A 15,667-nucleotide genomic window follows, 5' to 3' on the forward strand; every position below is an offset into this window, starting at 1 on the left:
CCGCGATGGCTCGTTTGCCTCAGAATGACGGCTTAACCCAGCACCGACAACCAGAACCAGACCGAAAATACTGACGCAGCGGTGGAGATCAGCACAGCGGAGGCCGCAACGCGGCGGGCGCGACCGTACATATTGGCGAAGATATACGCGTTAAAACCGGGTGCCATCGCCGCTGTCAGCACGGCCGCACGGAACAAATCCTGATCAAGGGCAAGCGAGGTCCCGATCACCCAGGTGATCGCCGGATGCACCAGCAACGTCAGCGTACAAACCATTGCGATGGCCTTCATATCACCTTCCGGTTTGTACTGGATCAACACGCCGCCAAGCGCAAAGAGTGCGGCGGGAAGGGCCGCGCGAACGATCAAAGACAGGGCGTCATCCACAACAGACGGGATCGCAAACCCCGACAGGTTCATCGCAAAGCCACCCAAGACACCAAGCACGAGTGCGTTGCGGAACATTGCCCGCCCGACTGAACGCGCCAGCGCCAGCGGTGATTGTCCGCGATTGCGCACGATCTCCATGACCGTAATGCCCACGCCGTAGCCGAAAGGGGAATGAAAGGCGATAATCGCAAAGTTGCCCGTCAGCGCATCCGGACCATAGGCACGTTCCGCGATGGGCAGGCCCAAAAGAACAGTATTGGAAAAGAGCGCACAGAACCCGATAGCGACGCAGTCTTCCCAGTCCCGTTTGAACACGAACCGTGCACCAAAGATCCCGATTATAAAGCACAAGGTCGCACCAGTGTAAAAGCTGACAAGCAAAGCCGGATTGAAGGATGCTTGCAGGTCAATCTTGGCGATGGCCTGAAACAGCAGGCAGGGGATCGCGAAATTCTGCGTGAACCGCATCACCCCGTCGATGCCAGAGATCGGAAACCATTCCCGCCATACGGCGACATAGCCAAATCCGATGACAAGAAAGACCGGCAGAATAACTTCGAGAAGGGTTTGCACGTAGTGGCCTTGGTTTGGGCCGATCAAACGGCGCTTGGGTCGTCTTAGAACACCAACATCACGAAAGCGGAAATTTCAGCACCATTCCGTCGAAGGCGGGGTCGATGTGGTCGGGAGTCTCCGCGGCGATGGTGGCATAGTCCAGATCATTGTGCATGTTGGTCAGCACAGCGTGTTCCGGTGCCACATCTGCGATCCAGTCCAGAGTTTGGGCTAGGTGGCTGTGGGTGGGATGTGGCTCGCGGCGCAGCGCGTCGACGATCCAGCAGCGCAATCCACGCAGATGCGGCCAGACGTCTTCCGGTATCGCTGCAACATCCGGAAGGTATGCCACATCATTGACGCGGAAACCCAAGGCATCCATGCCGCCGTGGTTCACCAAAAACGGCGTAAAGCGCAATGTGCCACCCGGACCTTTTACTGCCACTTCGCCGTCAATCTCGTTGAGATCCAGAATGGGGGGATACATCGACCCCTCTGGCCGCACAAAAGCATATCCGAACCGGTCCAGCAGGGCAGCCTTGGTCGGTGCATCGGCCCAGACCGGAAGGCGGGCGCGCATGTTGATCACGATCATGCGCAGATCGTCCAACCCGTGAACATGATCCGCGTGGGCGTGGGTATAAAGGACACCGTCAAGCCGCCCGACACCGGCATCCAGAAGCTGGCTGCGCATATCTGGGGAGGTATCAATCAGGACACTTGTCGTCCCCGCCTCCCGCACCCGTTCCACCAGAATGGAGCAGCGGCGGCGTGTGTTCTTTGGCTCGTCCGGATCGCAGGCTCCCCAATGGCCTCCAAGCCGCGGAACCCCGCCGGAAGAACCGCAACCCAATATTGTTAGGCGCATCTCATCCATCATGCGGCCTCTTTATAGGCGGCCGCTTTGCTGAACAGCCGATCAAAGTTGGCCTGCGTGGCGGCGGCAAATTCTGCGTAGTCGAGCCCGAATGTCTCAGCCGCGCGGCGTGCAGTATGAGCGGTGTAGGCCGGCTCGTTGCGCTTGCCGCGCTTGGGCGGCGGCGCGAGATAGGGCGCGTCTGTTTCGACCAGAATGCGGTCCAGGGGCGCGGCGGCAAAAATATCTCTCAGGTCAGCCGATTTCGGGAAAGCCGTGATGCCCGACATACTAAGGTAGAAGCCCAGATCAAGCGCGGCCCGCCCCAACTCTGGTGAGGAGGAAAAGCAGTGCATGACGCAGCTATAAGCTCCGTTACGGTGCTCTTCCGCAAGGATTTGTGCCATGTCTTCGTCCGCATCACGGGCGTGGATAATAAGCGGCAAGCCGGTCTGGCGCGCCGCATCAATATGAATTCGTAGCGACGTTTTCTGAACATCGGCGCTGTCGGCGGTGTAGTGGTAATCAAGACCTGTCTCACCAATCCCGACCATTTTGGGGTGTGCGGCAAGTGCTATCAAATCGTCGGCGCTCACCAACGGCTCTGACGCGGCAGACATCGGGTGCGTGCCGGCCGCCCAGAAGACCGGCGCATGGGCCTCTGAAATTGCCCGCACTGCATCCGCCTGACGCAGTTTGGTGCAGATCGTCACCATACGCGTGACCCCGACATCAGTGGCGCGGGTAACAATTTCCGGCAGTTCACCTTCAAAGTCGGGAAAGTCGAGATGACAGTGGCTGTCTGTGATCTGGGGAATGTCGGTCATACCTGCGGCGCGGCCTCGTGGCTGTACGGAGTGCATTCTATCGGGGTGCACATTCACCCATTCGTTGCAGGGTATCTAGGACCAGTGCGGCAGGGTCAAGGTTCACCGCCAGTCCGTGCTGTGCACGTGCGGAAATCGTTTGGGCCACTTCTGCCCAGATGCGGCCCTGCGCCATCGTGGGCGACAGGCGGCCAAGCATCTCGGCCTCGTGTGGGGCAGCCTCTATTGGGGGAGGAGCGCCCGTGGCCCCTGTGCGGGCCAGACGGGCCAGTAACAAGTCAATCAGCGTGAACAGCAGCGACAGCTTTTCTTCGGCACCGCGCTGAGCGGCGGCTTCCGCCAGTTTAATCGCACGCGCACGGTCCATGCGGGGCAGGGTCCCCATGAGGGCGACAAGTTCGGCATAGATCGCCTGCCCACCCATCAGCGACAAGCGCAGGGCACCACCAACGGAACCGCCAGAAAGCTCTGCCAGAGCGGCAGCATCGCCGCTGGTCTCAACGCCGCTTGCCTCAAGCGCCTCTGCCATTTGTGCGGGATCAAGCGTGCCCAGCCGGAGGGTGCGACAGCGCGAGCGGATGGTGGGCAACAGACTCGATGGTTGGTGACTGAGCAACAGAAGTATTGATCGCTCCGGCGGCTCTTCGAGCATCTTGAGCAACGCGTTGGCCGCATTCACGTTCATCTCGTCGGCGTCGTCGATGATGACCACGCGCCGTCCGCCATCAGCGGCCGACATCTGGAAAAAACCGTTCAGCGCTCGGATGTCGTCCACCACGATTTGCTTGCGCATCCGCTTGGTGTCGGGATTGATGCTGCGCGTGACGGACTTCAGCGCACCTTCACCACCCGCCGCAATACGTCGGGCGACCGGATGGTAGGCGTCAATGTCTAGAGTTGACGGAGTAGGGGCCGCAAACATGCCGCCATCATCGGCTGGTGTCGCAAGCAGGAAACGGGCAATGCGCCATGCCAGCGTTGCTTTTCCGACGCCGCGCGGACCGGTCAACATCCACGCATGATGCAGTTTGCCGCTGTTAAAAGCTTCCAGAAACGCGGCTTCTGCCGCGTCCTGACCGATCAGGCGAACGGTGTCGCGCGGGTGCAGGGCACCTTCGACGCGGTCCGGTTGTGGTGTTTCATCACTCATGGTGCGGGTTTAGCAGGTTTGCGGGTGGAAGAAAGGCGGCTCAGGCGACCAATCGTGCATCAACGGCGCGGGCCACGTCTGCGGCAACGGCGTCGATCTCCTGGGCTCCGTTGATCTTGATGAAACGCTCCGGAAATTCGGTGGCAAGATCAAGAAAACCGGCGCGCATGGCTTTTTGCAGGTCTTCGCCGAATTCTTCGAACCGTTCCTCTACACCTTGGCGCGAAAGCGCACGTGACAACCCTTGGTCAGGGGGCATGTCGATCAGAAGCGTGAGGTCCGGCTCCACTCCGATCATGAGGCGGTGAAGGTTATCGACTGTGCCACGCAGATCGCCGCGCGACAGCCCCTGATACATCCGCGTGGAATCTGCAAAGCGGTCACAGATCACAACCTTGCCCGCATCAAGAGCAGGCTGAATGGTACGTTCCAGGTGATCGCGCCGTGCTGCCGTAAACAAGAGGATCTCTGTCTCGGCGGACCAGCGGTCGGGTGAGCCTTGCAGCACGAGCGCGCGGATTTCCTCAGCCCCCGGAGAACCGCCAGGCTCCCGTGTTAGAACAACATCACGCCCCTTGGCAATAAGGTGATCCGCCAGCAAACGGGCCTGGGTCGATTTGCCCGATCCGTCGATGCCTTCAAAACTGATAAACAGACCGGTGCCGCTCACGAAGCGTCCTGCGGTCCGGCGTTCAATCGCGCAAGCAGGTGTTTCGCTGCTGCTGTCACTTTCACCATAAATCCACCGGGCGGCACATCTGTTGAGGGACGCAGTGGCACGCGCACGTCCGGCAAATCCTCACGGGTGATAAGGAGTTCCGCAAACGGTGTATTGCGCGGACTTTCCGGCATTTTAGCGATAGGGGCTTGCTGGGGGCCGCGATAGATGACCTCGGCGTTAATCTGTGTCGAGGGGCCGATCGGCACAAGGATCGACAACGGCTCCATCAATTCGACGCCGATGCTATCAACCGTCCCAAGCGCGACAGGGACCTGCGCAATCTGTGTGCCTTCATCGCCGATGCTGCGCACGGCAAACTGCCGGAACGCCCAGTTCACAATTGCTTCGGATTCCCGGGCGCGTGCAGCAGCTGATTCCAGTCCCGAAATCACAAAGATCACACGGCGGTCGCCCTGTTTGGCACTACCGACAAGGCCGTAACCTGCTTCTTGCGTGTGGCCCGTCTTGAGGCCATCTGCGCCAATGTTCAAAGATAACAGCGGGTTGCGGTTGAACCGGTTGGAGCTTTCGTTTTCATCGAACATGAATTCCTGTTCCGAAAACATCGGGTAGAACTGCGGGAAGTCTGAAATCAGGCGGTTCGCAAGAAGCCCGAGATCGCGCATCGACATCCGGTGGCCGGGTTTCGGCCAGCCATTGGAATTCATGAAGGTAGAGTTAGTCATACCCATCTGCTGTGCGCGCATGGTCATGTCACGCGCAAAGCGGTTCTCGGTTCCCGAAAGAGCCTCGGCGATAACCACGCAGGCGTCGTTGCCGGACAGCACGATGATGCCCCGCAGCAGGTCTTCGACCGTTACACGTTCGCCTTCGCGCAGGAACATCGTTGAACCGCCGTAGGCAGAGGCCGCAGAAGAAACCGGCAACGCTTCGTCGATCTTGAGCCTGCCGCTCGTGACCGCTTCAAACGCCATGTAAAGCGTCATCAGTTTCGACATCGAGGCAGGCGGCAACGGATCGTCGGCGTTTTTTGCAAGCAGTACGGTGCCTGTCGTCTGGTCGATCACATAGGCGGCAGTCGCCTTTGTCTCGAACGCAGCGGCGGACAGGGTGGTAAGGATCAGCGCCAGACTGGCAGCAAGAAGGCGGATCATAGGGACAGGCTCCCGTTAATTGGAGACCGCATAGGCATCAGAGAAGCCTTCGGCCTTAATGGCTTTAAGAAGATTGTTCAGCTCGGATTTACTGCTTGCCGGTCCTACAACCACGCGCCAGAACGGCTTGCCGTTAATCTGCGACTGTTTCACGGAAGGTATCATACCGGCACCACGCATCTGCTTTGCCACGCGGTTGGCATTGGCCTCGACACTGAAGATGCCCAGCTGGACAAACGGTTTCGCGAGCGAAGATGTCGGACGGGGTGCCGCAGGTTTGGGTGCAGATGCAGCAGCTGCGGCCGTCGCATTGGCGGGGGCTGTCTCGATCGCTGCACCGGCCGCGGCGATGGGATCAAGCGATGTTTCTGTCACAGCAGGTGCTGCCGCGACGGTCTCGGCTTCTGACACTTCGACCTCGGCAGGCTCTGCCGTTTCCTCACGCCGTAGCGCGGTGACATTCAGCGGGGCAGGGGCGCCGGCAAGCACCGACAGGGCGGCCGCAGCATCTGACGACATCTGCAGCTTTGGTCCCGGCAGATCACGTTCCTTGCGGAAAAGTGCTCCGATCACAAACTTACCGTTCGCTTCGTTGCGGATGATAACACGCTCGGGATCGCTCACGTCAGGGTGCGCGACCCAGACGCCGCCCAGTGACGGCCGACCGTCCCAGAGCCCTTGATCAGTCACAGAGAAAACTTCCGGCGCTTCGACGTCGCGCTCGACCAGTTTTGTGGATTTCGTGGTGCCTGCGGTGCTCGCGTTCGCATTACCCTGCGGCAGCGGCAGGCTGAATTTTCCGTTCTCGTCACATCCCGCAAGAACGATTGCTGCAAGCATCGCCGCGCCGTAAATTCTGACCGCTTTGCGCGCGGGCCGCCTGTTATGCGTGAGACTGCTCATCGTCGTGTCGTCCTTGCCTGTGGGCCTGTTCAGGCCTCATTCCGCCGCACTAAACGGCACACTTTGGGTCCCCTCAAGAGGATCTTGGCTGCACCCTAACCTGCATCGTCCCACCTGAAAAGGCCGCGGAAGTCAGATCGGCAATTTTCCCCATGGGCGCAGGGTAAGTTGCGATGAACGCATTTCGTGGTTTGCCGAATCAATTTTAGCAGATTAGGAGGGTCGGGCTGCGGAGGTTTGGCAGAGTGGTCGAATGCACCGGTCTTGAAAACCGGCGGGCGTGAGAGCGTCCCCAGGGTTCGAATCCCTGAGCCTCCGCCAGCACTTTACTGGTTCAAATTTGATGAGGTCGCCCTTGGCGGCCTTTTTCTGTTTTTGGTGCTTTTTGGGATGCCGCGGATTTTCCACCGGCAAGCGCGCTGTTCCTCCGTCGATAACTGCCATACGTTTATCCGTGACGGGATGAGGTGGTCATTAAGCTATGAGAGACGGCGCAAACGAATTCGACTTTATTGTTATTGGTGCCGGGTCTGCCGGATGTTTGATGGCCAATCGGCTTAGCGCTGATCCGGCAAACCGCGTGTTGCTGTTGGAGGCAGGCAAACCCGACAGATACCCGTGGTTTCATATTCCTGTGGGTTACCTCTATTGCATCGGTAATCCGCGTGCAGACTGGATGTACAAAACCGAAGCTGTTGACGGACTGAACGGGCGCAGTTTGCTGTATCCGCGCGGAAAGACGTTGGGGGGATGTTCGTCGATCAACGGTATGATTTACATGCGCGGACAGGCGCGTGACTATGACAATTGGGCCGCTTTGACGGATGAGCCTGAATGGAATTGGCAGAACGCGCTGTCAGATTTCAAAGCGCACGAAGACCATTACAAACTTGATGACGGGGCCGACCCTGCCACTGGCGACAACTCCCGTTTTTCAGACATGCACGGCCACGGTGGCGAATGGAGAATTGAGAAACAGCGCCTTCGCTGGGATGTGCTGGACAGTTTTTCCGATGCGGCAGTGCAAAAGGGTATCCGCAAGACGGAAGATTTCAATAGCGGTGACAATGCGGGGGTAGGCTACTTCGATGTGAACCAGCGGTCCGGCTGGCGCTGGAACACTTCAAAAGCTTTCCTGCGACCTGCAAAGAAACGGGAAAACCTGACCATCTGGACTGAGGCGCAGGTCGAAAAGCTGATCTTTGATCGCGCAAACGCAGGTGGCCTGCGCTGTATCGGTGCAATAGTGCACCGTGCGGGCACGTCGACGACAGTAAAGGCTGCACGAGAGGTGGTTCTGTCAGCCGGTGCGGTCAACTCCCCACAGATATTGCAATTGTCCGGTATCGGCCCTGCAAAACTTCTACAGCAACACGGTATCGACGTGGTCCTGGATCAACCGTGCGTCGGTGAAAACCTGCAAGATCATCTGCAAATCCGCGCGGTGTTCAAAGTAACGGGCACAAAAACCATGAATTCGCTGGCCAACTCGCTGATGGGCAAAGCAAAGATCGGTCTGGAATACCTTCTGAAACGTTCCGGCCCCATGAGTATGGCCCCAAGCCAGCTGGGGGCTTTTACGCGGTCGGACCCAAGCCGTAGTCACGCCAATCTGCAATACCATGTGCAACCTCTCAGCCTTGAGGCATTTGGTGAGGACCTGCATGATTTCCCCGCCATGACAGTAAGCGTATGTAACCTCAATCCGACCAGCCGTGGTCATGTACGCATAGCTTCGGGCGATTTCCGCGATGCGCCCAAGATCACGCCGAATTACCTTGATACGGAAGAGGACCGGAAAGTTGCCGCAGATAGTTTGAGGCAGGTTCGTGAAATCATGGCGCAACCTGCGATGCAGCCCTACGCGGTTGAAGAATTTAAACCGGGTGTGCAGTACCAAACGGATGAGGAGCTGGCGCATCTCGCGGGCGACATCGCCAGCACGATCTTTCATCCTGTGGGCACTGTGAAGATGGGTGCCACCGATGATGATAGCGCGGTGCTGGATCCGCATTTGCGGGTCAAGGGTGTGGCGGGGCTCCGGGTGGTAGATGCTTCGATCATGCCCGAAATCACCAGCGGGAATACAAACTCACCAACCATCATGATTGCTGAAAAGGCGGCACGGTGGATACTGGCGGCGAAACACGACACCACAGAACAGGGGTTTGTATGACAATCCATGCCATGAAAACGATGAACCGCACATGAGACCGCTCGACGGGATCACCGTCCTTGCGTTCGAGCACGCTGTTGCTGCGCCTTTTGCCAGCAGGCAACTGGCGGATCTCGGTGCGCGGGTGATCAAGGTCGAACGGCCGGGTGCCGGCGATTTCGCGAGAGGGTACGACACCCGGGTAAAAGGGCTGGCGTCCCATTTTGTCTGGACCAACCGATCAAAGGAAAGCCTGACACTGGACGTCAAACATCCCGCGGCCCGCGATGTGCTGGACCGGTTGGTGGGACAGGCTGACATTCTGCTGCAAAATCTGGCTCCGGGTGCCGCGTCGCGGTTGAAGTTGGGATATGAGGAATTATCCGTCCGCCATCCGCGTCTCATCGTCTGCAACATCTCGGGCTACGGGCCCGATGGCCCGTACCGCGACCGCAAGGCCTATGACCTTTTGGTTCAGGCCGAGGCGGGACTGTTATCGGTTACAGGCACGGCAGAGACACCCAGCAAGGCAGGTGTGTCCATCGGCGATATCGCGGCGGGAATGTATGCCTATTCGAATATTCTTGCAGCCCTTATCCAGCGCGGCACAACTGGCAAAGGATGCAACATCGAGATTTCGATGCTGGAGGCGCTCGCGGAGTGGATGAGCTATCCGATGTATTACGCATATGACGATGCATCGCCGCCTGCACGGGCAGGGGCCAGTCACTCCACCATTTTTCCCTATGGGCCGTTTCCTGTAGGGGACGGGTCCGTCGTTATTCTGGGGTTACAGAATGAACGGGAATGGGCGGTTTTCTGTGACGATGTCCTTGGCCAACCCGCGCTGCGTGAAGACGCGCGGTTTAACAGCAACGCGGGACGGACACAGCACCGCGTGGCTTTGACCGATATCATCGTCGCGGCCTTTGCGCCGCTGAATGGCGAACAGGTGATTGCACGGCTGCAAGGGGCAGGGATCGCCAATGCGCGCCTGAACGAGATGGCCGACTTATGGAACCACCCGCAACTTCAGGCGCGCGGGCGGTGGGCATCGGTCGGATCGCCTGCAGGTGAAGTGCCTGCGCTTTTGCCGCCCGGTGGGTTTGACGGCTACACCCCCCGAATGGATCCCGTTCCGGCACTGGGCGAGCAGACCACGAAGGTGCTGGCAGGATTGGGCTATACCGAAGACGAGATCGAGGCATTCAGGAAAGGTGGCGTCATCTGAAGGAGGCTGATGTTTGCGGTGGGCAGGGGCATCCCCGCCACTAACACTTCAAAAGATTTCAGAACCCGATAGCCGCACCATCCTTGCGCGGATCGGACCCGCCGGCATAACCGCGCGGGCCAAGCCGGTGGATCAGTTGCGCACCACCAAAACCGAAGGCGTTATCAGGGGCCTCAAGCGATATAACGTGGCCCATCGTTCGCAACGCCGCAATTGTGCTTTCCGGCAAAGTCGTCTCGCAGGCGACACCCAACCCGTCAGTAACCCGCCAGCGGGGAGCATCCGCGGCCATCTGCACGTCCTGTCCCCACAGCTGTGTCCGGAGAACCATCTGGACATGCCCTTGTGCCTGCATCGGGCCACCCATCACGCCAAAACTCATCAACGGGCTATCTCCCTGCATCAGGAACCCCGGAATGATTGTATGAAAGGGACGCTTGTTCGGGCCGACACAATTGGGATGCGCCGGATCAAGCACAAACCCCGCCCCACGGTTTTGCAACGCGATCCCCGTGTCCGGCACCACCACGCCAGAGCCAAATCCAGCATAGTTCGACTGGATGAAAGACACCATCATGCCAGACGCATCCGCCGCTGACAGGTAGACCGTCCCGCCCTGCTTTGGAGCGCCCGCACCGAAATCAGTCGCGCGATCCGGATCAATCAGCCGTGCACGCGCCGCCAGATAGCTATCATCAAGCAAGTCTTGCGTCGTGATATCCTTCATCTCCGGTCCATCCGCCACGTAGCTTTCTGCATCGCGCAGGGCCAGTTTCATCGCCTCTATCTGTAGGTGGAATGCACGCGGATCTTCCGGGTCGAGATCACGCAGGTTGGTTTGTGACAAAATGCCAAGCCCCATGAGCGCGGCAATCCCCTGACCGTTGGGCGGAATTTCGTGCAAGGTCACATCATCGAAACTCTTGGATATCGTGCCGCACCATTCAGGTGCGTGTGCGGCAAGGTCGCCCTCGCTCAGTGTTGCGCCGTGTTGCGCGGCAAAGGCTGCAATTTCCTGCGCCAATGTACCCTCATAGAATGCTTTGCCTTTGGTCTGGGCGATCAACGAAAGGCTGCGCGCATGTCCGGAGCTTTTGAAGTATTCACCGGCACGTGGCGCGCGTCCCTCTGGCATAAAACAAGCGGCAAACCCGGGCTGGTCACCCAACTCCTCAGCCGCCCGCGCCCAAAGGGTCGCGATGATAGGAGAGATGGGAAAACCGTCGCGCGCGTATCCGATCGCGGGCGCAAACAGGTCGGCAAAGGGCAGAGCACCAAACCGCTCCGAAAGCGCCACCCAAGCGGAGACTGCACCGGGCACGGTCACGCTTTCCCAACCGCGATAGGGCATATCCGCCAGCCCCTCAAATCGTGCAGTATCCCATGCCGCCGGAGAGCGACCCGAGGCGTTGAGCCCGTGCAACTCCGTCCCGTCCCACAGGATCGCAAAGGCATCCGATCCGATCCCGTTGCCCGTCGGCTCCACCACCGTGAGCGCAATCGCGGCTGCAAGGGCCGCGTCCACCGCGTTACCCCCGCACGCCAGCATCGAAAGCCCTGCCTGGGCCGCGAGCGGCTGAGAGGTGGCGACCATGTTGTCTGCCATCACGGCAGAACGGTGGGACGGGTAGGGGGAATGGGCGCGAAATTTCATGAGGGTTCGTCCTTGATATTTGAAGCGCATGATAGTCGCCGGTGCCGTACCCGCAAGGCGGCTCTCGTCACAGGTGATAAATTGGGTCAGACTGGATAGCAGCAAATGCGCAAACCGTGAAAGCCTTATGACATGATCCTGAATTCATCGCCCGACACCTGCCACTGGGGCTATTTCGATGCTGCGTGTTCTCCGGTGGCAGAGATCGACAGCGGGCAGGAAATCACAATCAACACAGTGTCCGGTGCCCCGCAGGTTCTGCCGGGTGACGGGTTCTACGTGCCTCCCGAATTGCTGGACATCCACGCCGCCGGTCCACCGCCGCTGCCGGGCCATATCCTGACGGGGCCTGTCGCGGTGCGCGAAGCGCAGGCGGGCGATGTGCTGCAGATCGACATTCTGGATGTGCAGCTTCGACAGGACTGGGGGTACAATGTGATCCGCCCGCTGTCGGGGACGCTGCCACTTGATTTCGACCAGACCCATCTGACGATTCTGCCGCTGGATGCAGAACGCGGAATTGCATCACTGCCTTGGGGCGCGGAATTGCCGCTTGCCCCCTTTTTTGGCGTCATGGGCGTTGCTCCTCCGCGCGGATGGGGGCGGATTTCTACGATTGAGCCACGCGCACATGGCGGCAACCTTGATAACAAGGAGTTAATCGCTGGCAGTACGCTTTATCTTCCTGTCCACGCTGAAGGGGCGCTCTTTTCCTGTGGCGATGGGCATGGTGCACAAGGCGACGGAGAGGTGTGCGTGACCGCGATTGAGACGGCCTTGCAGGGGCGCTTTCGTCTGACAGTGCGCAAAGATATAGACGTGGATTACCCAGAGGCAGAGACACCGGAGCACATCATCACGATGGGCATGCACGCCGATCTGGACCGCGCCGTAGAAATTGCACTGCGCCGGATGATAACTGTTGTGGCGGCCCGATTGGATATCACGCGGGCCGAAGCCTATATGCTATGCTCGCTTGCCGGTGATCTGCGGATTACGCAAACTGTGAACCGCGAAAAAGGGGTGCATATGATGATGGCGAAACACTTGGCTGGCGGCAGCTGAACGACACACGAAAGCGTTGAGCCATGAACTCCGTTTTCTGTTGCTTGCAGTGCAAGCGGATAAGGGGGATACGTGGCCTATACGCTGCCATGTGCCGAACAGTGATGATTGGTTGCAAGTCAGCGATGTTCGGTACCATGTTGTGATGCCGAAAAAACTGATGGACGGGTAACGTTCTGAATAAACTATAAACGGGAGTTCTTGATATGAAACGTCTTTTGACCACCACCGCCGTGATGCTTGGCCTTGGCAGCGCCGCAATGGCCGCCGAATGCGGCAAGGTGACCTTTTCTGATGTAGGTTGGACCGACATCACCGCGACGACCGCTGCGGCCTCCGTTGTGCTTGAGGCGCTGGGCTATGAGACGGAAACAAAAATTCTGTCCGTACCGGTGACTTACACCTCCATGGCGGCAGGCGACATTGATGTGTTCCTGGGCAACTGGATGCCGACAATGGAAGCCGACATCGCCCCTTACCGCGAAGCTGGCACAGTCGATACCGTCCGCGCCAATCTGGCCGGCGCTAAGTACACACTTGCTGTGAACAAGGCCGCGGCTGACATGGGTATCATGACATTCGCCGACATCGCGGCGAACGCGGATGCGCTGGACGAAACGATCTACGGGATCGAGCCCGGCAATGACGGCAACCGCCTGATCCAGTCGATGATCGACGATAACGCATTTGATCTGGCTGAGTTCGAGGTCAAGGAATCATCCGAGCAGGGCATGCTGGCACAGGTGAAACGCTTGAGCGACCGCGGCGAGCCGATTGTGTTTCTTGGTTGGGAACCCCACCCGATGAACGCAAACTTTGAGCTGACCTATCTTGAAGGCGGCGATGATTTCTTTGGTCCTAATCTGGGTGGTGCGACCGTCTATACCAACACCCGCGCGGGCTATGTTGAAGAATGCCCGAACGTAGGCAAGTTGTTGAACAACATGGAATTCACGCTGGCGATGGAAAACGAGATCATGGGCGCGATCCTGAATGACGGTGAAGAGCCTGCAGATGCGGCGGGTGCCTGGATCAAAGCGAACTCCGACGTTCTGGGCGGCTGGCTTGACGGTGTGACCACAATGGATGGCGGCGACGCGATGGCGGCGGCTGAAAGCCTGAAGTAAGATACGGCACAACTACAAAGATGCCCGCCTGCACCTGTAGGCGGGCATTTGCATTTGAGATAAAGGGATCGCGATGAACTGGCTGACGGAAAACAAGATACCCGTTGATGATATCGCCGAGACGGCCTTCACTTGGCTTCAGGTCAATGGCGGCTGGTTCTTTGACGGGCTGGCGCTAGCGATGGAATGGTTGATCGACGCGATCCTCTGGGTGCTGCAAACGCCGCATCCGCTCATCATTATCGCCGCTTTCGCAGCACTCACTTGGTTAATCCAGCGCAACTGGAAGACGCCCTTGCTGGTCATCGTTGGTTTTCTGTTCATCCTGAATCAGGATTACTGGGAAGAAACGACGGAAAGCCTGACGCTTGTGCTGTCGGCTTGTGTCGTTTGTATGGGGGTTGGCGTGCCTATAGGTATCGCGGCCGCTCACCGGCCCAAGCTCTACCGATTTATGGCACCTGTGCTTGATTTGATGCAGACCCTGCCGACTTTCGTCTATCTTATTCCCGCAATTGTCTTTTTCGGGATCGGCATGGTGCCGGGCCTTATCGCCACAGTGATTTTTGTTCTGCCCGCTCCGATCCGTTTGACGCAACTTGGGATATCTTCAACGCCCAAGGCATTGCTTGAAGCCGCGCAGGCCTTTGGCGCAAAGCCGAGCCAGACCTTGTGGAAGATCGAGCTGCCCTATGCGCTGCCGCAGATCATGACCGGGTTAAACCAGACGATCATGTTGTCGCTGTCGATGGTGGTGATTGCCGCACTTGTGGGGGCGGACGGGCTGGGCGTGCCGGTAGTGCGGGCGCTGAATTCTGTAAACACAGGTCTGGGATTTGAAAGCGGGCTGATCATCGTGGTCGTCGCCATCCTGTTGGACCGTATGCTGCGGGTGGGTAACAAATGAGCAATGCTGTCGCGTTCAACAACGTTTCTATCGTCTTTGGCGATCACCCTGAAAAAGCGCTGCCGCTGATGGATGCAGGGCAGGACCGTGCCGAGATTGAAGCGGCGACGGGGCAGGTGCTGGGGGTTCACAACTGCTCTCTTGAGGTAGAGGCCGGTGAGATACTCGTGCTGATGGGGCTTTCGGGGTCAGGGAAATCAACGCTTCTGCGTGCGGTCAATGGCCTTAACCCTGTCGTGCGGGGCCACGTTGATGTGACGGATGAGGCATGGAGCGCTAATGTGCAGGGGTGCTCGTCCAGTGATCTGCGGCGGGTGCGGCGCGAATGTGTGTCCATGGTCTTTCAGCAGTTCGGCCTGCTGCCGTGGCGGACTGTCCGTGATAACGTGGCGCTGGCGCTGGAGCTTGCGGATGTGCCCAAGAAAGAACGCCTGGCCCGCGCGGACGAACAGCTTGCCCTTGTCGGGCTGTCGGATTGGGCAGACCGTAAGGTAGGTGATTTGTCAGGCGGGATGCAGCAGCGTGTCGGGCTGGCGCGTGCCTTCGTCACCAACGCGCCGATCCTTCTGATGGACGAGCCGTTCTCGGCGCTGGACCCGCTGATCCGTACACGTCTTCAGGACGAATTGCTTGATCTTCAACGCGATCTGAAGCGGACCATTATTTTTGTAAGCCACGATCTGGACGAAGCTTTCAAGCTGGGTGGCCGCATCGCCATCATGGAAGGGGGGCGCATCGTTCAGGTCGGCACCCCGCGCGAGATTTTCTCGAACCCCGCGTCAGATTACGTGGCGGAGTTTGTGGCAAACATGAACCCGCTGGGCGTGCTGACTGCCCGTGATGTGATGGGAACGTTAGGTGATACAAGCGCGCCGGGCGTGGGTGCTGAAACCCCTGTTGCCGCGCTTATCGAGCAGTTGGACGATGCAACCCCCGCGCTGCGCGTCACCGAAGATGGCGTCGATGTCGGTAGTGTGACGGCACAATCTATCGTCGACAGGCTTGGCTAAAC

14 protein-coding genes and 1 tRNA gene are annotated in these 15,667 nt (G+C 58.8%); 7 read left to right on the top strand and 8 right to left on the bottom strand.

What is annotated here, in order from left to right; genetic code table 11:
* Positions 1-32: 32 nt before the first annotated feature.
* Genes Z946_RS0115040 through Z946_RS0115070 form a run of 7 tightly spaced genes read right to left on the bottom strand, consistent with a single transcriptional unit; the run spans position 33 to position 6,516 of the window.
* Positions 33-962, bottom strand: a complete 930-nt coding sequence (locus Z946_RS0115040) for an AEC family transporter (protein ID WP_025056555.1) — start codon at positions 960-962, stop codon at positions 33-35.
* A 58-nt stretch (positions 963-1,020) separates the two neighbouring features.
* Positions 1,021-1,821, bottom strand: coding sequence for an MBL fold metallo-hydrolase (locus tag Z946_RS0115045; protein WP_025056556.1), 801 nt, complete (start codon positions 1,819-1,821; stop codon positions 1,021-1,023).
* The gene (locus tag Z946_RS0115050) at positions 1,821-2,627 is read right to left on the bottom strand and encodes a TatD family hydrolase (RefSeq protein WP_025056557.1); all 807 of its coding nucleotides are present in this window, start codon (positions 2,625-2,627) and stop codon (positions 1,821-1,823) included. Before Z946_RS0115050 ends, Z946_RS0115045 begins: the two co-directional genes overlap by 1 nt.
* A 37-nt stretch (positions 2,628-2,664) precedes the next feature.
* Positions 2,665-3,777 carry a DNA polymerase III subunit delta' gene (locus Z946_RS0115055; protein ID WP_025056558.1) on the bottom strand — a complete coding sequence of 371 codons (1,113 nt, stop codon included), beginning with the start codon at positions 3,775-3,777 and terminating at the stop codon, positions 2,665-2,667.
* Between the two features lie 40 nt (positions 3,778-3,817).
* A complete protein-coding gene (tmk, locus tag Z946_RS0115060) occupies positions 3,818-4,447 on the bottom strand; it encodes a dTMP kinase (RefSeq protein ID WP_025056559.1) in 630 nt (209 codons plus the stop codon).
* Positions 4,444-5,613 carry a D-alanyl-D-alanine carboxypeptidase family protein gene (locus Z946_RS0115065; RefSeq protein WP_025056560.1) on the bottom strand — a complete coding sequence of 390 codons (1,170 nt, stop codon included), beginning with the start codon at positions 5,611-5,613 and terminating at the stop codon, positions 4,444-4,446. The genes tmk and Z946_RS0115065 overlap by 4 nt, the downstream gene beginning before the upstream one ends.
* A 15-nt stretch (positions 5,614-5,628) precedes the next feature.
* The gene (locus Z946_RS0115070; protein WP_025056561.1) at positions 5,629-6,516 is read right to left on the bottom strand and encodes an SPOR domain-containing protein; all 888 of its coding nucleotides are present in this window, start codon (positions 6,514-6,516) and stop codon (positions 5,629-5,631) included.
* Positions 6,517-6,747: 231 nt separating this feature from the next.
* Between Z946_RS0115070 and Z946_RS0115075 the strand changes: the two genes are divergently transcribed.
* From Z946_RS0115075 to Z946_RS0115085, 3 genes are all read left to right on the top strand, one after another.
* Positions 6,748-6,837: transfer RNA gene (locus tag Z946_RS0115075), tRNA-Ser, on the top strand.
* 160 nt (positions 6,838-6,997) lie between these two features.
* Positions 6,998-8,692, top strand: a complete 1,695-nt coding sequence (locus Z946_RS0115080) for a GMC family oxidoreductase (RefSeq protein WP_025056562.1) — start codon at positions 6,998-7,000, stop codon at positions 8,690-8,692.
* Between the two features lie 31 nt (positions 8,693-8,723).
* Positions 8,724-9,902: a CaiB/BaiF CoA transferase family protein gene (locus Z946_RS0115085; RefSeq protein WP_025056563.1), complete on the top strand. Its 1,179-nt coding sequence runs from the start codon at positions 8,724-8,726 to the stop codon at positions 9,900-9,902.
* Between the two features lie 58 nt (positions 9,903-9,960).
* Here Z946_RS0115085 and Z946_RS0115090 read toward each other — a convergent pair whose 3' ends face one another.
* Positions 9,961-11,556 (bottom strand): gamma-glutamyltransferase family protein, encoded by a 1,596-nt coding sequence (locus tag Z946_RS0115090; RefSeq protein WP_025056564.1) that lies wholly within the window; start codon positions 11,554-11,556, stop codon positions 9,961-9,963.
* Positions 11,557-11,688: 132 nt separating this feature from the next.
* Here Z946_RS0115090 and Z946_RS0115095 point away from each other — a divergent pair, with 132 nt between their 5' ends.
* From Z946_RS0115095 to choV, 4 genes are all read left to right on the top strand, one after another.
* On the top strand, positions 11,689-12,621 hold the full coding sequence (locus tag Z946_RS0115095; protein ID WP_025056565.1) for an acetamidase/formamidase family protein: 933 nt from the start codon (positions 11,689-11,691) through the stop codon (positions 12,619-12,621).
* 206 nt (positions 12,622-12,827) lie between these two features.
* A complete protein-coding gene (gene choX / locus Z946_RS0115100; protein ID WP_025056566.1) occupies positions 12,828-13,748 on the top strand; it encodes a choline ABC transporter substrate-binding protein in 921 nt (306 codons plus the stop codon).
* A gap of 73 nt (positions 13,749-13,821) precedes the next feature.
* Positions 13,822-14,655: a choline ABC transporter permease subunit gene (gene choW, locus Z946_RS0115105; RefSeq protein ID WP_025056567.1), complete on the top strand. Its 834-nt coding sequence runs from the start codon at positions 13,822-13,824 to the stop codon at positions 14,653-14,655.
* Positions 14,652-15,665, top strand: a complete 1,014-nt coding sequence (choV, locus tag Z946_RS0115110) for a choline ABC transporter ATP-binding protein (protein WP_025056568.1) — start codon at positions 14,652-14,654, stop codon at positions 15,663-15,665. Before choW ends, choV begins: the two co-directional genes overlap by 4 nt.
* Positions 15,666-15,667 lie beyond the last annotated feature (2 nt).

Source organism: Sulfitobacter noctilucicola (assembly GCF_000622385.1).
GTDB classification, from domain to species: domain Bacteria; phylum Pseudomonadota; class Alphaproteobacteria; order Rhodobacterales; family Rhodobacteraceae; genus Sulfitobacter; species Sulfitobacter noctilucicola.

What these genes read in the sequence shown, in the direction of transcription:
- Z946_RS0115045 (WP_025056556.1), bottom strand. Translation starts at nt 1,821, where the DNA reads ATGGATGAGATGCGCCTAACAATATTGGGTTGCGGTTCTTCCGGCGGG.
- Z946_RS0115050 (WP_025056557.1), bottom strand. Translation starts at nt 2,627, where the DNA reads ATGACCGACATTCCCCAGATCACAGACAGCCACTGTCATCTCGACTTT.
- Z946_RS0115055 (WP_025056558.1), bottom strand. Translation starts at nt 3,777, where the DNA reads ATGAGTGATGAAACACCACAACCGGACCGCGTCGAAGGTGCCCTGCAC.
- Z946_RS0115065 (WP_025056560.1), bottom strand. Translation starts at nt 5,613, where the DNA reads ATGATCCGCCTTCTTGCTGCCAGTCTGGCGCTGATCCTTACCACCCTG.
- Z946_RS0115070 (WP_025056561.1), bottom strand. Translation starts at nt 6,516, where the DNA reads ATGAGCAGTCTCACGCATAACAGGCGGCCCGCGCGCAAAGCGGTCAGA.
- Z946_RS0115080 (WP_025056562.1), top strand. Translation starts at nt 6,998, where the DNA reads ATGAGAGACGGCGCAAACGAATTCGACTTTATTGTTATTGGTGCCGGG.
- Z946_RS0115085 (WP_025056563.1), top strand. Translation starts at nt 8,724, where the DNA reads ATGAGACCGCTCGACGGGATCACCGTCCTTGCGTTCGAGCACGCTGTT.
- Z946_RS0115090 (WP_025056564.1), bottom strand. Translation starts at nt 11,556, where the DNA reads ATGAAATTTCGCGCCCATTCCCCCTACCCGTCCCACCGTTCTGCCGTG.
- Z946_RS0115095 (WP_025056565.1), top strand. Translation starts at nt 11,689, where the DNA reads ATGATCCTGAATTCATCGCCCGACACCTGCCACTGGGGCTATTTCGAT.
- choX (WP_025056566.1), top strand. Translation starts at nt 12,828, where the DNA reads ATGAAACGTCTTTTGACCACCACCGCCGTGATGCTTGGCCTTGGCAGC.
- choW (WP_025056567.1), top strand. Translation starts at nt 13,822, where the DNA reads ATGAACTGGCTGACGGAAAACAAGATACCCGTTGATGATATCGCCGAG.
- choV (WP_025056568.1), top strand. Translation starts at nt 14,652, where the DNA reads ATGAGCAATGCTGTCGCGTTCAACAACGTTTCTATCGTCTTTGGCGAT.